Annotated in this window: 14 protein-coding genes; 6 read left to right on the forward strand and 8 right to left on the reverse strand. The window is 71.8% G+C overall.

The genetic code is table 11. The features are described from left to right. Positions 1-16: 16 nt before the first annotated feature. From GPA03_RS21515 to GPA03_RS21525, 3 genes are all read right to left on the reverse strand, one after another. On the reverse strand, positions 17-2242 hold the full coding sequence (locus GPA03_RS21515; RefSeq protein ID WP_479681104.1) for a DUF6049 family protein: 2226 nt from the start codon (positions 2240-2242) through the stop codon (positions 17-19). Next, positions 2139-2657: an NUDIX hydrolase gene (locus tag GPA03_RS21520; RefSeq protein WP_156254120.1), complete on the reverse strand. Its 519-nt coding sequence runs from the start codon at positions 2655-2657 to the stop codon at positions 2139-2141. The genes GPA03_RS21515 and GPA03_RS21520 overlap by 104 nt, the downstream gene beginning before the upstream one ends. 135 nt (positions 2658-2792) lie before the next feature. Then, on the reverse strand, positions 2793-3149 hold the full coding sequence (locus tag GPA03_RS21525) for a VOC family protein (RefSeq protein WP_241681437.1): 357 nt from the start codon (positions 3147-3149) through the stop codon (positions 2793-2795). A 126-nt stretch (positions 3150-3275) separates the two neighbouring features. On the opposite strand from GPA03_RS21525, the gene GPA03_RS21530 reads away from it, so the two are divergent. Continuing rightward, positions 3276-4748, forward strand: coding sequence for a CCA tRNA nucleotidyltransferase (locus tag GPA03_RS21530; RefSeq protein ID WP_156254122.1), 1473 nt, complete (start codon positions 3276-3278; stop codon positions 4746-4748). Between the two features lie 179 nt (positions 4749-4927). On the opposite strand, the gene GPA03_RS21535 is transcribed toward GPA03_RS21530, so the two are convergent. Then, positions 4928-5701 carry a glycerophosphodiester phosphodiesterase gene (locus GPA03_RS21535; protein WP_162458466.1) on the reverse strand — a complete coding sequence of 258 codons (774 nt, stop codon included), beginning with the start codon at positions 5699-5701 and terminating at the stop codon, positions 4928-4930. Positions 5702-5942: 241 nt separating this feature from the next. On the opposite strand from GPA03_RS21535, the gene GPA03_RS21540 reads away from it, so the two are divergent. Both GPA03_RS21540 and GPA03_RS21545 read left to right on the forward strand, forming a co-directional pair. Then, positions 5943-7172 carry a sensor histidine kinase gene (locus GPA03_RS21540; protein ID WP_156254124.1) on the forward strand — a complete coding sequence of 410 codons (1230 nt, stop codon included), beginning with the start codon at positions 5943-5945 and terminating at the stop codon, positions 7170-7172. Further along, the gene (locus GPA03_RS21545; protein WP_156254125.1) at positions 7169-7822 is read left to right on the forward strand and encodes a response regulator transcription factor; all 654 of its coding nucleotides are present in this window, start codon (positions 7169-7171) and stop codon (positions 7820-7822) included. Before GPA03_RS21540 ends, GPA03_RS21545 begins: the two co-directional genes overlap by 4 nt. 55 nt (positions 7823-7877) lie before the next feature. On the opposite strand, the gene GPA03_RS21550 is transcribed toward GPA03_RS21545, so the two are convergent. Both GPA03_RS21550 and GPA03_RS21555 read right to left on the reverse strand, forming a co-directional pair. Continuing rightward, positions 7878-8900 (reverse strand): zinc-dependent alcohol dehydrogenase family protein, encoded by a 1023-nt coding sequence (locus tag GPA03_RS21550; protein ID WP_156254126.1) that lies wholly within the window; start codon positions 8898-8900, stop codon positions 7878-7880. Positions 8901-8958: 58 nt separating this feature from the next. Further along, positions 8959-10221, reverse strand: coding sequence for a multidrug effflux MFS transporter (locus GPA03_RS21555; RefSeq protein ID WP_206673681.1), 1263 nt, complete (start codon positions 10219-10221; stop codon positions 8959-8961). Positions 10222-10356: 135 nt separating this feature from the next. On the opposite strand from GPA03_RS21555, the gene GPA03_RS21560 reads away from it, so the two are divergent. Continuing rightward, a complete protein-coding gene (locus tag GPA03_RS21560; protein WP_156254127.1) occupies positions 10357-11253 on the forward strand; it encodes a helix-turn-helix domain-containing protein in 897 nt (298 codons plus the stop codon). 41 nt (positions 11254-11294) lie between these two features. Here the strand turns inward: GPA03_RS21560 and GPA03_RS21565 are convergent, their stop codons facing one another. Then, positions 11295-12623: an MFS transporter gene (locus GPA03_RS21565; protein ID WP_156254128.1), complete on the reverse strand. Its 1329-nt coding sequence runs from the start codon at positions 12621-12623 to the stop codon at positions 11295-11297. Here GPA03_RS21565 and GPA03_RS21570 point away from each other — a divergent pair. Then, positions 12585-12755: a hypothetical protein gene (locus tag GPA03_RS21570; RefSeq protein ID WP_156254129.1), complete on the forward strand. Its 171-nt coding sequence runs from the start codon at positions 12585-12587 to the stop codon at positions 12753-12755. The genes GPA03_RS21565 and GPA03_RS21570 overlap by 39 nt on opposite strands. Before the next feature lie 485 nt (positions 12756-13240). Here GPA03_RS21570 and GPA03_RS21575 read toward each other — a convergent pair whose 3' ends face one another. After that, positions 13241-13777: a helix-turn-helix domain-containing protein gene (locus tag GPA03_RS21575; protein WP_156254130.1), complete on the reverse strand. Its 537-nt coding sequence runs from the start codon at positions 13775-13777 to the stop codon at positions 13241-13243. Positions 13778-13919: 142 nt separating this feature from the next. Between GPA03_RS21575 and GPA03_RS21580 the strand changes: the two genes are divergently transcribed. Further along, positions 13920-15560: an ABC transporter substrate-binding protein gene (locus GPA03_RS21580; RefSeq protein WP_156254131.1), complete on the forward strand. Its 1641-nt coding sequence runs from the start codon at positions 13920-13922 to the stop codon at positions 15558-15560. Positions 15561-15563: the final 3 nt, after the last annotated feature.

Raw genomic sequence — 15563 nt, forward strand, 5'->3', positions numbered from 1 at the left:
TCTCTCATCTGCGACCTCATTGTGCGTCGGCGCGGCGGCCACCGCGTCTGATCGTGCGGATCATTCCGATGACGAACGCCACAGCGAGCAGCCCGCCGACCACGGCCGTGCCGATGTTCTCCCACTCGGCCCGGACCCGGACCGTGAAGGAGGCGGGCTCGGCGAGGTCACGCTCGGCTCCCGCGGCTGCGGGGTGCACGTGGATATCGACCATGACGTTCCCGTTCGCGACGGCGGTGGTGGGGATCCGTACGACCGTGGACTCCTGCGGGGCCAGGGCGACCGTCACGGGCTCGCGCGCCTGCAGCATGCTCTCCCCGGGCACGAGCGAGACCGTCACCACGGCCTCGACCGACAGCCGGTTCGTCAACGTCACCGGGAGGTTGCCGCCCTCGGAGATCAGCGTGAGGTCGCTGCCCGCCTCGACGTGGATCTGGGAGCCGAGGTCGTCGATCGCGGTGGTCGCCACCCCGAGCAGCTGCTCGCGCAGCTGCGGGTCACCGGCGAACGCGGACCCGAGCGGGTTCAGCAGCGTGGGCACGTACGCCTCGCGGATCGTGGGGCCGGCGGCCGCCGTGTAGGCGTCCACCACCTCGCGCCCGTCGAGGAGGCTGTCGACGGCGGTCGGTGAGATCCCTCCCGACGTCGCCCGGTCCCGGGGCAGCTCGAACACGACGCCCGGGCCGGTGCGGCCGAGCAGGCTCCGCAGGGTGGCGGGCTCGAACCAGGGCGCCTGCTGCAGCGACTCGATCTGCTCGGAGAGGTTGCCGAGGTCCTCGGAGCCGATATCGCGGGGCAGCACCAGCAGGAAACCGTCCCCCTCGTCCGGCACGGCCCTGCTGAGCACGGCCGAGAGCGCGAGCGTGGCCTGTCGCCCCGTCACCCCGGTGACGGCGCTGGACCCGAGAGCCGCACCGAGCTTCTGATCGGCCAGCACGGCCTGGACATCACCCGAGCCGAAGGAGGCGGTGGCGTGCGTGGTGGGAGGGATCGTGTAGTCCGCCGCGTCGAGCACCACCGCCTCGGCGCCGCGGTCCACGAGAGTGGCGGCGGCCGGCGCCGAGAGCCCGCTCGCGGGCCAGGCCACGCTCTCCACGGCGAGCCCGGCCTCGGCGAGCAGGGCCTCGGAGCGGGTCACGCCGTCGGCCCAGAGATCGGCGCCACCGGCGCCCACGAGCGCGGTGACGTCGGCATCCGCGTAGCCGAGTGCGATCAGGTCGCCGCGGCGCTGCGGATCGGTGAGGCGGTCGATCAGCACCTCGCGGGCGGGTCCGTCGACCTGGGTGCCCGGGTCCTCGCCGTCATCGGTGGCGCCCTCGGTCGCCTCGGTGCTCGGTGTCTCGTCGGCCGGCTCCGTGGTGCCCGGGGCAGCGCCACCGGCGAGAGTCGGGACCGAGCCCGGCGGCACCTGCTCGAGCAGTGCCGGGTCGATCGCGAGGCTCGCGTCCAGCCCGACCGCGTCCAGCACCTCCAGCAGCCGTGGCGCCGCGATCTCGAGCACCGGCACCTGCTGCTCGACGGCGTCTGCCCACTCCTGCGCGGTCGGTGTCAGCGGAACCAGCAGCGCGAGCTCGGAGGGGGTGCGGACCGCCGGATCGGTGGGGAACCAGAGCATCGTGGTGCGGGCGGCCCCCTCGAGGCCGCCCGAGCGGGCCTGGATCTCGACGCCGCGCGGACCCCACGCCGAGAGCTGCGAGAACGTCCCATCGGTCGGCAGGTTGATCGTGAACGGCACCGACCCGCCGGCAGGGATCTCCGGGGCGTCCTCGGCGGTGTTCCACCCGGTCAGGGCCCTGACGTTGAGGTCGGAGGTGCCGTCGAGCCAGGCGTCCAGCGCCTCGACCGAGCTCGGGACGTGGAGCTGCAGCATCAGCCGGACCGCCGGCGCCTCGAGCGTGGCGTCCGTGTTGTTCTGCACCCGGCCGGTGATCACGAGCTCATCTCCCGTGGTGACCACAGCGGGCGTGACGCCCGTGAGCTCGACGACCAGGTCGCCGTCGTCGGCCCGCGCCGGTGACAGCGGGATCAGCGCGACGCCCAGCCCCAGGGTGAGCGCGAGCATCGCGAGGAGGGTTCGGAGCCCGGACGGCGTTCTCGAACCCAGGGACCTGACGACGGTCCCCGCACCCCGCGTCACCTCAGGCTCTCCCGATGAGCACGTCTCGAGCCGTCGCGACCACGCGGCGCTCGTTCGGGTACGCGAGCCGCGAGGCGACCTCGTCGAGCGGCACCCAGGCGACATCCTCGGCCTCGTGGTCGGGATCGTTCTCGATCGTGAGGTGCCCGCCGGTGCGCTGCAGCAGGTAGTGGTGGACGACCTTGTGCACGCGCCGGTCGGTGCCGGCGAACCAGTAGTCGATGGTGGCGAGATGCCGGATGACGAACCCCTCGATGCCGGTCTCCTCGGCGATCTCGCGGACCGCGGCCTCCTCGGCGGTCTCGTCGCCCTCGAGGTGACCCTTGGGCAGGCACCACTCGAGCCGGCCGGCACGGTTGCGGCGCGCGATCACCGCGGTGAGCGCCTGACCCTCGACGACGTCGACCACCAGCCCTCCCGCCGACGTCTCGTCCACGACCGGCAGCGGCGGCGCGTAGAACCGGCGCTGCGGCGGGGTCGGGACGGGCCGCTGGGGCGGCGTCGGGACGGCGGCGGACATGATGACACTGTAGGAGGTTCCGCGCGCGAGGTTCCGACCAACCCACGACCCCCCACGCTTTCGCCACGATTTCGGACCGCGGACCGCGGACCGCGGACCGCGGACCGCGGACCGCGGACCGCGGACCGCCGGGCGTCAGCGCTGCTCGACCTCCGCGTTGTCCTCCAGGTAGACCAGGCCGTTGCCGTCGGGGTCGGTGAAGGAGAACATCGGCGGCATGCCCGCCATCCGCAGCACGTCATCGTTGTGCAGGGTGACGCCCGCCTCCCGGATCGTGTCGTGGGCCAGCTGGGCGTCGGAGGTGCCCAGCCGGATCGCCACGGGGATCTCGCTGTCCGGTGGCAGCAGGAACAGGGACACGCCCGAGCCCGGTGGCACGACCTCGACCAGCCGCGCGCCGGGCCATACCTCGACGTCGGTGCGCAGCTCGCAGCCCAGCACCTCGGTGTAGAACCTCAGCGCTGCGTCCTGGTCGGCCACCGGCACGGACACGCTCAATACTCTCGTCGTCATCGCCATGTCCCATTGCAGCAGGCGCGGAGCAGGTTGTCCTCGGCTTCGCGGGGGCGCGTGCGACCACCCCGATGATCACGACGGCGGAGCGCGCCCCGTGCGGGCATGGCACCCTATGGGGCTGTGCCTGCTGTCCCCGGAAACCCCGACCCCGCGCTGCTCCGGCGCGCCCTCGGCGTGCTCGCGCAGTACGCCCCCGAAGCCGTCGAGCTCGGGCGGCGGTTCGCCGACGCCGGGTTCGAGCTGGCGCTGGTGGGCGGACCGGTGCGGGACGCGTTCCTGGGCAAGGCCGGCGTCGACCTCGACTTCGCAACCTCCGCCCGGCCAGAGGACACCGAGCAGATCCTTGCCCGATGGGGCACAGCGACCTGGGACATGGGCCGCGAGTTCGGCACGATCGGCGCGCGCAAGGGCGAGGTGATCGTCGAGGTCACCACCTATCGCACCGACACCTACGACCCGAGCTCCCGCAAGCCCGAGGTGGCCTATGGAGACACCCTCGAGGGCGACCTGTCGCGCCGGGACTTCACCGTGAACGCGATGGCGGTGCGCCTGCCCGACCTGCAGTTCGTGGACCCCTTCGGCGGGCTCGCGGACCTCGCCGACAAGGTGCTGCGCACGCCGGTCGCGCCCGAGCAGTCGTTCGCCGACGACCCGCTGCGCATGATGCGTGCGGCACGCTTCACCGCGCAGCTCGGGTTCGAGGTCGAGGAGAAGACCTTCGCGGCGATGACGGCGATGTCTGGGCGCCTCGAGATCGTCTCGGCGGAGCGGGTCCAGGCCGAGCTCGTCAAGCTGCTGCTCGCCGACCGGCCCCGCGCCGGCCTCGAGCTGATGACCTTCACCGGGCTGGCCGACATCGTGCTGCCCGAGCTGCCCGGCCTGCAGCTCACGATCGACGAGCACCACCGCCACAAGGACGTCTACGAGCACACGCTGACCGTGCTCGACCAGGCGATCGCGCTCGAGACCGGCCCCGACGGCCCCGTGCCCGGACCCGACCTCGTGCTCCGGCTGGCAGCGCTGCTCCACGACATCGGCAAGCCCGCCACCCGCGCGCTCGAGCCCGGCGGCGGTGTCAGCTTCCACCACCACGAGGTCGTCGGCGCCAAGATGACCCGCAAGCGGATGCGCGCGCTCCGGTTCGACAAGGCCACCACCGAGGCCGTGTCGCACCTCGTGTTCCTGCATCTGCGCTTCCACGGGTACGGCGAGGTCGCCTGGACCGACTCGGCCGTGCGCCGCTACGTCACCGACGCCGGCGACCAGCTCGAGCGGCTGCACCGGCTCACCCGCGCCGACTGCACCACCCGCAACCAGCGCAAGGCTGCTCGCCTCTCGCACGCCTACGACGACCTCGAGCGCCGCATCGTCGAGCTTGCTGAGCAGGAGGAGCTCAAGGCGATCCGGCCCGATCTCGACGGCACCCAGATCATGGAGATCCTCGGCATCGGCCCGGGCCGCGAGGTCGGTGCCGCCTACAAGCACCTGCTCGCCCTCCGCATGGAGCACGGTCCTCTCGGCGAGGACCGCGCCCGCTCCGAGCTCCTCAGCTGGTGGGCCGCCCACCAGTCCTGAGGGTCCTCTCGGCTGGTGGCTGAGCGTCCACCTCCGCTCCCGGCTGGTGGCTGAGCGTCCACCGGGCGCCCGTGGATGGCCGCTGAGTGACCTGCCCGCCTGGGTGGTGGCCGCTGAGTGACCTGGGCACGCCCGGTGGTGACCACGTCGTCGGCCCGCCGCCCCACCGAGCGGCGGCGTCAGCTCCGCGCGCCGACCTCCAGCGCCGCGATCACCTCGGCGGGGGCATCGGTGCAGATCGCGTCCGCACCCATCGCGGCGACCTCGAGCGCCCGGGCCGGGTCGTTGACGGTCCACACCCACGCGCGCATCCCGGCGGCGTGGATGGTGGCCACGATCTCGGCGGTCAGCCCGGCCTCGTAGATCGAGAGGCCGGAGGCCCCGATCGCGAGCGCCCGCTCGAGCGCGACGGTCCAGTCGCTCGCGTAGGTGCGGATGTTCGCGGCCATCTCGTCGGTGATCTGGTCGCGGTACCGCTCGATCAGCCGCGCCCCGTTCTCGGCGACGCCGAGCGAGAGCGGGTACACCTCGGCCCCGATGCGCTCGCGCAGCACGGTCAGCGCGTCCCAGTGCGCACCCGAGGCGAACCAGTTGAGATCGTCGAACATCGCGACCGTCTCGATCACCGCATCGACGGCCTCGGGGTCCTTCAGCTCGATGTTCACGCGCACCCTGCCGGCCGCGAGCGCGAGCACCTCCGCGAGCGTGGGCACCTTCTCGCCCTCCCCGGCATCGAGGGCACCGAGCTCGACGGCGGTGCGCTCCTTGACGGGTCCGCTCCCGTTGGTCGTGCGCTCGAGGGTGTCGTCGTGGATCACGACGGCGGTGCCGTCCTTGGCCACGTAGGTGTCCAGCTCGATCCCTTCCGCACCGAGCTCGATAGCCCGCGCGAAGGCGGCGAGGGTGTTCTCGGGCAGCTCGATCGAGGCGCCGCGGTGGGCGTAGACCTTCATCGGGAATCCCATCGTGAGAGTTGCCCTTCGTCACAGGGCGGTCGCGACACTAGGGAGGCGAGTTGAACTCCCAGCAGCGACCCCATGAACGCCGAGTTCGTTCCCGACCGTTCAGTTCGTTGCGTGCTCCCCACGACCTCGACGGGCAGCGACGAACTCGGCGACGGAGTCCCGTCGACGGTCCTCGCATCTCCCACCGTGGTCGGTGGTGTCCGGCAGCCGTGTCGGTCACGATCGGGGCATGACCACCTATCAGAGCTCCGTCGCCGAACGCCCGGAGCGAGGGCGAGGTGCAGCGTTCCCGAGCCTCGACTGGCTCGCGGTCGGCCTCGCCGCGATCGTGGCAGCGTTCCTGGTGGCGACACCGCTCGCCACGGTGGACGTCGATCGCTCGATCGGGGTACCGCCGCAGCTCGGGTACACGATCGCGGCAGGACTCGTGGTGGTGGCCGGAGTCGTGCTCTCGGCACGATGGCCGTTGTCCGCGACCCTGGCGATGCTCGCGCCCTTCCTCGGGCTGCTGTGGTTCCGGTGGTTCATCTGGGGCTGGTTGCTGGCGCTGCTGGCGGCGACCGTGGTGGTGACCTATCGGCGGGGGTGGCGGCGGGGGCTCGTCCCAGCCGCCGGCGCCGCGGCGATCTCGCTCTGGTACTGCACGACCGACGTGGTTGCGATCCTGCCGATCGGGCCGGTGACCTCGGGTGCAGAGGAGGGCGACGGATGGATCACCCTCGCGCTGTACCTCGTCGCGATTACCGCGACATTCGTGACGGCCGCGGCCGCGCGTGTCGCGCAGATCGCGAACGATCGACAGCGAGAGGCGACCCAGGAGAGCAAGGAGGCCTCCGCCGTCGCGACCCTCGCCACGGAACGGGCACGGATGGCGCACGACCTCCACGACGTCGTCGCTCACCACATCTCCCTCATCGCCGTCCGGGCAGAGAGCGCGCCGTTCCAGCACGAGCTGGATGCGCCCACGCAGCGGCTGCTCAGCGACATCGGCGACGACGCGCGCGGCGCGCTGACCGAGCTGCGGCACGCGCTCGCCGTGCTGCGCCGCACCGACGACGAGCCCGCCTTGACCCGGCCGCAACCCCAGGCAGCAGATGTCCGTGCGCTCGTCGAGCAAGCCCGGGCCGCGGGCCAGCAGGTCGAGATCGACGGCGACTGGGGTGAGGTTGCCGCGGCGCCCGGGTATGTGCTGTACCGCGCCGTCCAGGAAGGCCTCACCAATGCGCGCCGCCATGCACCGGGTGAGAAGGTGACGATCATGAAGACACGCGAGGTCGCCGCCGTCGGCCTCGAGATGACCAACCGGACCGGTGCACCCGACGGGGCGTTCCCACCCGGTCGAGGCTTGCTCGGGATGGGTGAGCGGGTCGCGGCGCTCGGTGGCTCGGTCGAGGCCGGGGCGCACGACGGCGTCGCGAGGTTGGCCGTGGAGCTCCCGGATGCCGGAGGTCGACTGTGACGAGCGTGGTTGTGGCCGACGACCAGGCGCTGGTGTGTGCCGGGTTCGCGGCGATCCTTGGCGCAGCGCCGGACCTGGAGGTGGTGGGGACCGCTGCCGACGGGCGCGAGCTGCTTCGGCTCGTGGCGAGGACTGCGCCCGATATCGCGGTGGTCGACGTGCGCATGCCCGTGATGGACGGGATCGCCGCAACCGCGAGGATCGCGGCCGACCACCCCAGCACGAAGGTGCTCATCCTGACGACGTTCGATCTCGACGACTACGTCTTCGATGCTCTTCGCGCCGGGGCCTCCGGGTTCCTGCTCAAGGACACCACCGCGGTGCGCCTGGTGGAGGCGGTCAGGCTGGTCGCCGAGGGTTCGATGCTGCTCGGACCCACGGTGACGCGGCGACTGGTCGCGGACTTCACGCGCAGCGGCGCCGAGGAGGTCCCCGGCCTGAGCGAGCTGACGCCGCGCGAGCACGAGGTACTGATCGCGGTGGCGCGGGGCTTGTCGAACAACGAGATCGCCGCGGAGCTGTGGATCACGGAGGCGACGGTCAAGTCACACGTGGGCGAGATCCTGCGCAAGACGTCGAGCCGTGACCGCGTGCAGCTGGTGCTCGTGGCGTTCCGGGCGGGGCTGGTCGCGGCGTCGGACACTCGCTGAGCTGCGCGGGCACAGCAGGGCTCGCAGTCGATGCCACGCGAGTATCTCGGCTGCTTCAGAGCGTGAGCAGCACCTTGGTGGCGCGACGCTGGTCCATCGCCTCGTAGCCGGCTGCGGCCTCCTCCAGCGGGAGGGTGAGGTCGAAGACCAGGCCGGGGTCGATCGTGCGGTCCCAGATCAGCTCGACCAGCTCGGGCAGGAATCGGCGGACCGGCGCCGGCCCGCCGTGCAGGTGGACCGAGGAGAAGAACAGGTCCAAACCGTTCAGCTCGACGTCGTGCGTGACGCCGACGAATCCGACGTGCCCGCCCGGGCGGGCTGCGCCGATGGCCTGCTCCATCGACTCCTGGGTGCCGACGGCCTCGATGACGCCGTGAGCGCCGAGGCCGTCGGTGAGCGCCCTGATGCGATCGACGCCGGCCTGGCCGCGCTCGGTGACGATGTCCGTGGCGCCGAACCGGCGCGCCAATGCCTGCCGGTCGGCATGACGGGACATCGCGATCACTCGCTCGGCGCCCAGCCGACGGGCTGCCAGCACGCCCATCAGCCCGACTGCGCCGTCCCCCACGACGGCGATGGTCCTGCCCGGGCCGGCCTCGGCTGCGACGGCGGCGAACCACCCGGTCCCCAGCACGTCGGAGGCGGCGAGCAACGAGGGGACGAGGTCCTCGTCGGGGACGCCGGGTAGGCGCACGAGGGTGCCGTCGGCCAGCGGGATCCGGGCGCGCTCGGCCTGGGTGCCGATGCCGCCCATCATCACCTGGTGGACACAGCGGGACTGGTACCCGGCCCGGCAGATCTCGCAGGTGTTGTCCGAGGCCACGAACGAGCCCACGACATGGTCGCCGACGGCGATCGTGCTGACAGCCTCGCCGACCTCCTCCACGATGCCCAGGTACTCATGGCCCATGGGGGTGGGGCCGTCGAGCATCTCCACACCTCGGTAGGGCCACAGGTCCGAGCCGCAGATGCAGACGGCGGTGGTGCGGATGACCGCGTCGGTGGGTTCGAGGATGACCGGGTCGGCACGGTCCTCGACGCGGACGTCGCCGGGGGCGTGCATCACGACTGCGCGCATATGTTCTCTCCTTCGTGGTCGCCACGCCCGCCTGGTGCGGTCGCGGTGGGTGGGGGCGTCATCGGGGCCAGGGGGTTGATCGGGGTTCGACGTCGGGGCGGGCCAGCCGCACGAGCGCCAGCGCGGAGATGGTCACCAGGACCAGGATGACGACGGCCATCGGTACCGCGGTCGTGTCGCCGCCGAGACCGGTCAGCGGGGCGATCAGACCGGCCATGGACCACTGCACGACGCCCAGCACCGCCGAGCCGGTGCCGGGGTGCCGGGGAACCTGGTCCGAGGCCAGCGCGCCGGCGTTGGGACCGACCAGACCCTGGGCGCTCATCAGGAGGAAGAACCCGGCGACCGCGACCCAGACCGGCATGGCGAACCAGACGGCACCGACCAGCAGCACCAGCCCGGCGACAGCCGTGAGGACGAGCCCGATGCCGATGACGCGTTCGGTCGGGACCTGCCCGGCGAGGCGTGCCGCGAGCAGGGTGGTGACCGTCAGTCCGGCCGCGTTCCCGGCGAAGACTGCGGCGTACTGGATCGGCGACAACCCGTTCATGACCTGCAGGATGAACGTCGAGCTCGCAACATAGGAGAAGGTCACGCCCATCGAGAGCGCCATCACCACGAGGTACCCGACGAAGCGGCGCCTGGCGAGCACCTCACGAGCAGCGCTCGCGAGCGTGCTCATCCCGCGTGGATGCCGTCGGGCAGGGGGCAGTGACTCCGGCACCGCGATCAGCACCGCGGCGACCATGGCAGCTGCGAGGCCTGCCACGACCCAGAAGGAGACCCTCCAGTCGGTGAGCTCCACCAGCACCCCGCCGAGCAGCGGTCCGCCCACGAGCGCGATCCCGCCCACGCCTGCGACGGCGTTGAGGGCACGTACGAGGGCCGGGCCCGAGGCGAGATCGATGACGATCGCGCGCGCGACCACCATCGCCCAGCCGCCGCTGAGCCCTTGGAGGAACCTCGCGACCAGGAGCGGCCCGAGGGAGGAGCTCGTGCCGCACACGAGGGACGCCACCGCGAGCACCGCCAGCGCGACCAGCAGCGGCCGACGTCGGCCGTGCCCGTCCGACGAGGGGCCGCCGACGAGCTGGCCGAGCGCCATGCCGACGAAGAACGTCGTCAGGGTCAGCTGCACCTGCGTGGCGCTCGCACCCAGATCGAGACCCACCGCCGGGAACGCGGGGACATACATGTCGGTGGCCAGCGGCGCGATCGCGTTCACCAGCACCACGGCGGCGAGCACACCGAGGCTCAGCCGCGCAGCGGGCGCCGAGCGCGCTGCTGATCCCGACGCGAGGGGTGCTGGAGGTGAGCTCACTGGGGTCGGTGCTCCGTCGTGGGGTGATCAGGACGACCTCATCAGACACGCGCCGGCGCCGCCCTGGTAGTCCCTGTCGAGGGGTGTACCCACAGGGCATCCCACCCCGTCCGTGGCGCGCATAGCCTGAGGAGCATGGACAACAGGGCCGAGGTGCGCGAGTTCCTCATGTCGCGGCGGGCCAAGCTCACGCCGGCGGCGGCCGGCCTGCCGGCCACGGGCACCCGTCGTGTCCAGGGCCTGCGCCGCAGCGAGGTCGCCACCCTTGCCGGCGTCAGCGTTGAGTACTACGCCAAGCTCGAGCGCGGCGCCATCGCGGGCGCCTCCTCCTCCGTGCTGAACGCCGTCTCCGACGCCCTGCAGCTGAACGACGTCGAGCGCGCGCACCTGCTCGACCTCGCCCGCGCCGCCGACGGGATCCCCACCTCCGGACGGCAGCGCCGTCGGGCTCCGGCGCCGGCGTCCCCCCGACCCAGCCTGATGTGGGCGCTGGACTCGATCACGGGTGGCGTCGCGTTCGTCCGCGACCAGCGCCAGAACCTGCTGGCGACCAACGAGCTCGGGCGTGCGTTCTACTCGCCGGTCATCGGTACCGGTGGGCGCACCCCCAACCTCGCACGGTTCCAGTTCCTCGACCCGGCGTCACGCGACTTCTACCCCGATTGGGATCTGTTCGCGCAGATGTGCGTCGGCATCATGCGTGCCGAGGCCGGTCGCGACCCCCACGACCGGGTGCTGCAGGACCTGGTGGGTGAGCTGTCGACCCAGAGCGAGGTGTTCCGAAGTCTGTGGGCTGCGCACGACGTCCGCACCCATGGCTCGGGCACCAAGCGCTTCACCCATCCCGTCGTCGGCGAGCTGACGCTCATCTACGAGGAACTCGCTATCACCGCCGAGCCGGGTCAGGTCGTCATCGTCTACACAGCCGAACCGGGCTCGCCGAGTCACGAGCGGCTGCGGCTGCTCGCCAGCTGGTCGGCGGACCCACCTACGTCCGCCCATCCCGACAGCCGAGGGGCCGACCGGTCCTGAGGGCGGGGCCGGAGGATGCTGCCCTCGGTCGCGCGCAGGTGTCAGGCCGGGTCGGGCACCGCGACGTCGCGCGGGGTGTCCGAGATGCTGCGGATCCCGGCGCGGTAGCCCAGCGCGAGCGCCACGTAGACCAGCGCGAGGGCGGCGAACACGAGCGTGGACCAGCCCTCATCGGGGAGAACGGCGGCGGCGAGCGCCGCGGCGCCCGCGAACGCAGCGTTGTAGAGCATGTCGTAGAGGGAGAAGGCGCGGCCGCGGAAGGCGTCATGGGTGTCGCGCTGCACGATGGTGTCGACGGCGATCTTCGCGCCCTGGACGCTCAGCCCGAGCAGCAGCGCCGACACGACGATCATCGCGAAGGCCGGGGTGATCGCCAGCAGGCCCTGGCTGACGGCGCCGATGAGCAGGCACACCACGATCCACTGCGAGGGCCGCAGGCGCTCGTGCGCGAGCGGCGTCAGCACGATCGCGAGCCCGTTGCCCGCGAACGAGATCCCCGCGAGCAGCCCGAACGTGGCCAGCCCGGCTGCGGCGTCGGTCGGATCGTTGAGCAGGTTCCGCGAGATCAGGATGAGGGCGATGAAGTTGACGCCGTACAGGAACCGGTGGATCGCCATCACCCCCAGGCCCATGCCCGGGGTGCGGCGACGGATCAGGTAGCGGGCGCCGTCGATCATGTCGACGGCGGTGGCCCGAAGATCCTGGGAGACCTCGCCCCAGGTCCGCCCCCGGCCGGTCGCGGCGCGGTCCGGGCCGAGCTGGTCCTTGCCGAGCCGCAGCGCGAGGGCCGAGGCGCACCCGAAGAGCAGTGCGGCGACCGTGAGCGTGAGGCCGTCCTTGAGCAACCCGGCGGGGGAGATCGCGCCGATGAGGAAGCCGAGGCCGGCTCCTGCGACGGCGCTGACCGCGCCGAGCGTCGGCGTCAGCGTGTTCGCGATCAGCAGCTGCTCGCGCGGGACCACGCGCGGCAATCCGGCTGAGAGCGCGGCGAGGAGGAATCGGTTGACGCCGAGCGTGACCAGGGCGAGCACGTAGATCCCGACGCTCACGCCCTGCGTCACCATGATCAGCGCCAGACCGAGCGTGAGGACGACCCGGATCGCGTTGCCGACCAGCAGCACCTGACGTCGCCGCCACCGGTCCAGCAACGGCCCGGCGAACGGTGCCACGACCGTGAACGGCAGCAGCAGGATCGCGAACGCAGCCGCGACGGCTCCTGCGGTTGCGAGGTTCTGCGGGTTGAAGAAGAACAGCGTCGCGAGCCCGGCCTGGAACATGCCGTCGCCGCACTGGCTGACGAGCCGGACCGCGAACAGCTTCCGGAAGCCGCGGTGGACCGCGACGATCCGGAGGTCGGACAGCACCGACATCAGCTAGGTCCCCCGGCCACGATCACGCGAGGCAGACTATCGGCCGACGCCGACGCCGACGCCGACGCCGACGCCGACGCCGACGCCGACGCCGACGCCGACGCCGACGCCCGCAGCGCGACCGGTCCCTAGCACCACTGGTCCGCAGCCCCACCACCGGGAAAGCGCTTTGGGGTGGTGACGGTCCAGCCCGTGGCCCGAGTTGACCCCAAAGTGCCGTCGGCCGAGCCGAGCGGGCGCCTGTCGTGTCGTGCGCACGCGCACCATGCGTGCTGACGACATCCGAACGCGAGCTGAGATAGCGGAGACGGCGCTCCCCGCTGTCGGCGGGCGGCTCGTGGTCGGGTGCGTCGTGGCCGGTGTGGGGTCATCTCGGTCCATCACGTGGCCCGCGTGCACCCCAAAGCGCTTTCCGGCAGCGCTGTAGCGGGCGAGGGGACCGGCGGCGTAGTGGGCGAGGGGACCGGCGGCGTAGCGGGCGAGGGGACCGGCGGCGTAGCGGGCGAGGGGACCGGCGTGTGGACCAGCTGCGCCGGCCGGTGGGCGCCGGCAGGGTGAGGGCCAATGGTTCCCCGGCCGGCGGCAGGGGCGGTCCGCTCACCGCTGCGGTGTCACGCTCACGGGGTGGGAGGGGTCACGGCGAGGATGATGACCGCGTCGACATCGCCGTCGTTGCGGAACATGTGGGGCAGGCGGGAGTCGAAGGTGATCGCCTCGCCCGCGGCGACCACGTAGTCGGTGCCGCCGATGGCCGCGAGGATCTCGCCGTCGGTCACGTACACGCACTCGGCGGAGGCGTGGCCACGAGGCTCGGCGGCGCTGCTGTCGCCGGGGCGCAGCACCCCGCGGAGCATCTCGAAGTTGCCGCGCCCGGAGGTGAGCCGCTCATAGGTGAGCAGCCCGGTCGGGGCCTGCATCCGCAGCCGCTCACCGGGGCGGGACAGGTGCACCTCGGGGGCGTCGGGCTCGCGGAACAGGTCGGCGAGGTCGGAGTCGAAGACCTTCGCGAGGCGGCGGAGCGTCTCGATGCTCGGCTCGGTGCGGCCGTTCTCCAGCTGTGACAGCATGCCTGCGGAGAGGCCGGTCGCATCCGCCAGCTGCCGCAACGTGAGCCCGCGCGCCGACCGAAGGTCACGCAGTCGATCTCCCAGCATCCGGCACCCCCATGACGTTCTGCTCTCGTTAACTTGTTCACTGAGGCTATACATTGCTCTCAGTCAGATACTCCCACGTCGGTCAGTCAGCGGTGGATCTGCCGAGCGAACGCTCGCGCCGTGGCTGGTGAAAGGAAGAACCATGCGCGCCTCGGCCTCTCGACGCGTCCGCGCAGCTGCGGTGCTGGCCGCGACAGCAGCACTGGCGCTCGCCGGCTGCACCGCCGGCGGCAACGGGGGTGGCGGCGCCAACACCGGCACCGACGACGGCGAGGGCGGTGGCTCCGGCCAGGGCGGCACGCTCACGGTCAACACCTCGTTCGTCATCAACAGCATCGACCCCGCGCAGGTCTACGAGGCCACCGGCAACATGAGCGTGCACGCGATGTACGACACGCTCGTGACCTTCGAGGGCGACGATGTCAGCAACCCGGTCGGGCTCCTCGCCGAGTCGTGGACCTCGAACGAGGACGCCACCGAGTTCACCTTCCTGCTCCGCGACGACGCCACCTTCGCCGACGGCGACCCGGTCACCGCCGAGGACGTCGTCTTCAGCCTCAACCGCCTGGTCAACCTCAAGGGCAGCCCCTCGGTGATCGTGCAGGGCTTCACGGCCAGCACACCCGAGGAGAACGTCGTCGTCGTCACGACCGAGGCGCCCAACCCGAGCGTGCCGACGATCCTCGCGATGCCCTCGACCGGGATCCTCGACGCCGAGGCCGCCCAGGCCGAGGGCGCCACCGACGGCGCCGACGCCGCGACCGCCGACAGCGCCACGACGTTCCTCAACGGCACCTCGCTCGGCTCCGGCCCGTACGTGCTGGAGTCCTTCGACCCGGCCTCCGAGATCGTGCTGACGGCGAACGACGACTACTGGGGCGGCGAGCCCGGGTACGCGCGCATCGTGATCACCAACGTCGAGACCGAGACCCAGAAGCTCACGATGTCGCGCGCCGAGAGCTCCCAGGTCGCGCTCGACCTCTCCGGGCGCCTTCTCGAGGGGCTGCCCGAGACGCTCGAGATCACCGGCAACCAGGACACCTTCTACTTCGTGTCCTTCCACCAGGACCCCGCCGTCTCCGAGATCACCTCGAACCTCGACTTCGTCCGCGCCGTCCGCGCCTCGATGGACTACGCGGGCATCGCGGCGCTGTTCGGCCAGGAGGCCGTGCCGGCCGGCGGCCTGGTGCCGACCGCGTTCGCCGGTGCGCTCCCGGCCGACGAGGCCCAGACGCAGGATCTTGACGCCGCAGCCGAGCACCTCGCAGCCTCGGGCGTCACCGACCCGACCGTGAGCCTCATGTACCCGGCGATCACCTACCAGGGTGTGGACCTGGGGACGATCGCGACCAAGATCCAGAACGACGCCGCCCAGGCCGGCATCACGATCGAGCTCGACCCGCAGCCGATCGCGGCCTTCCTCGAGGCGCAGGCCGCGGGCAAGGTGCCGTTCCGGTTCAGCCCGCAGTCGCTGAACTACCCGGTCGCCGCCTCCCTGGTGAACAACTTCGCCCCGGGCCAGCCCTCGGCGATGCGTGTCGCGTGGAGCGAGGAGATCGCCAGCCCCGAGATGATCGCGGCCGGCGAGGCCGTCAACACGGCGACCGACCCCGCTGAGCAGGTGCAGGCGTTGCAGGAGTGGCAGCGACTGCTCAACGACCAGAGCCCGTACATCTCGCTCGCCTTCAACTCGGGCACCGTGGTCGCCACCGGGGATGTCGGCGGCGCCGTCTACTCGCCGGCCGGCTGGCTCATCGACCTGCGGGCCGTCGCGCCGCAGTGAGCG

The sequence above is a fragment of the Pseudactinotalea terrae genome (genome assembly GCF_009733845.1).
Taxonomy (GTDB): domain Bacteria; phylum Actinomycetota; class Actinomycetes; order Actinomycetales; family Beutenbergiaceae; genus Pseudactinotalea; species Pseudactinotalea terrae.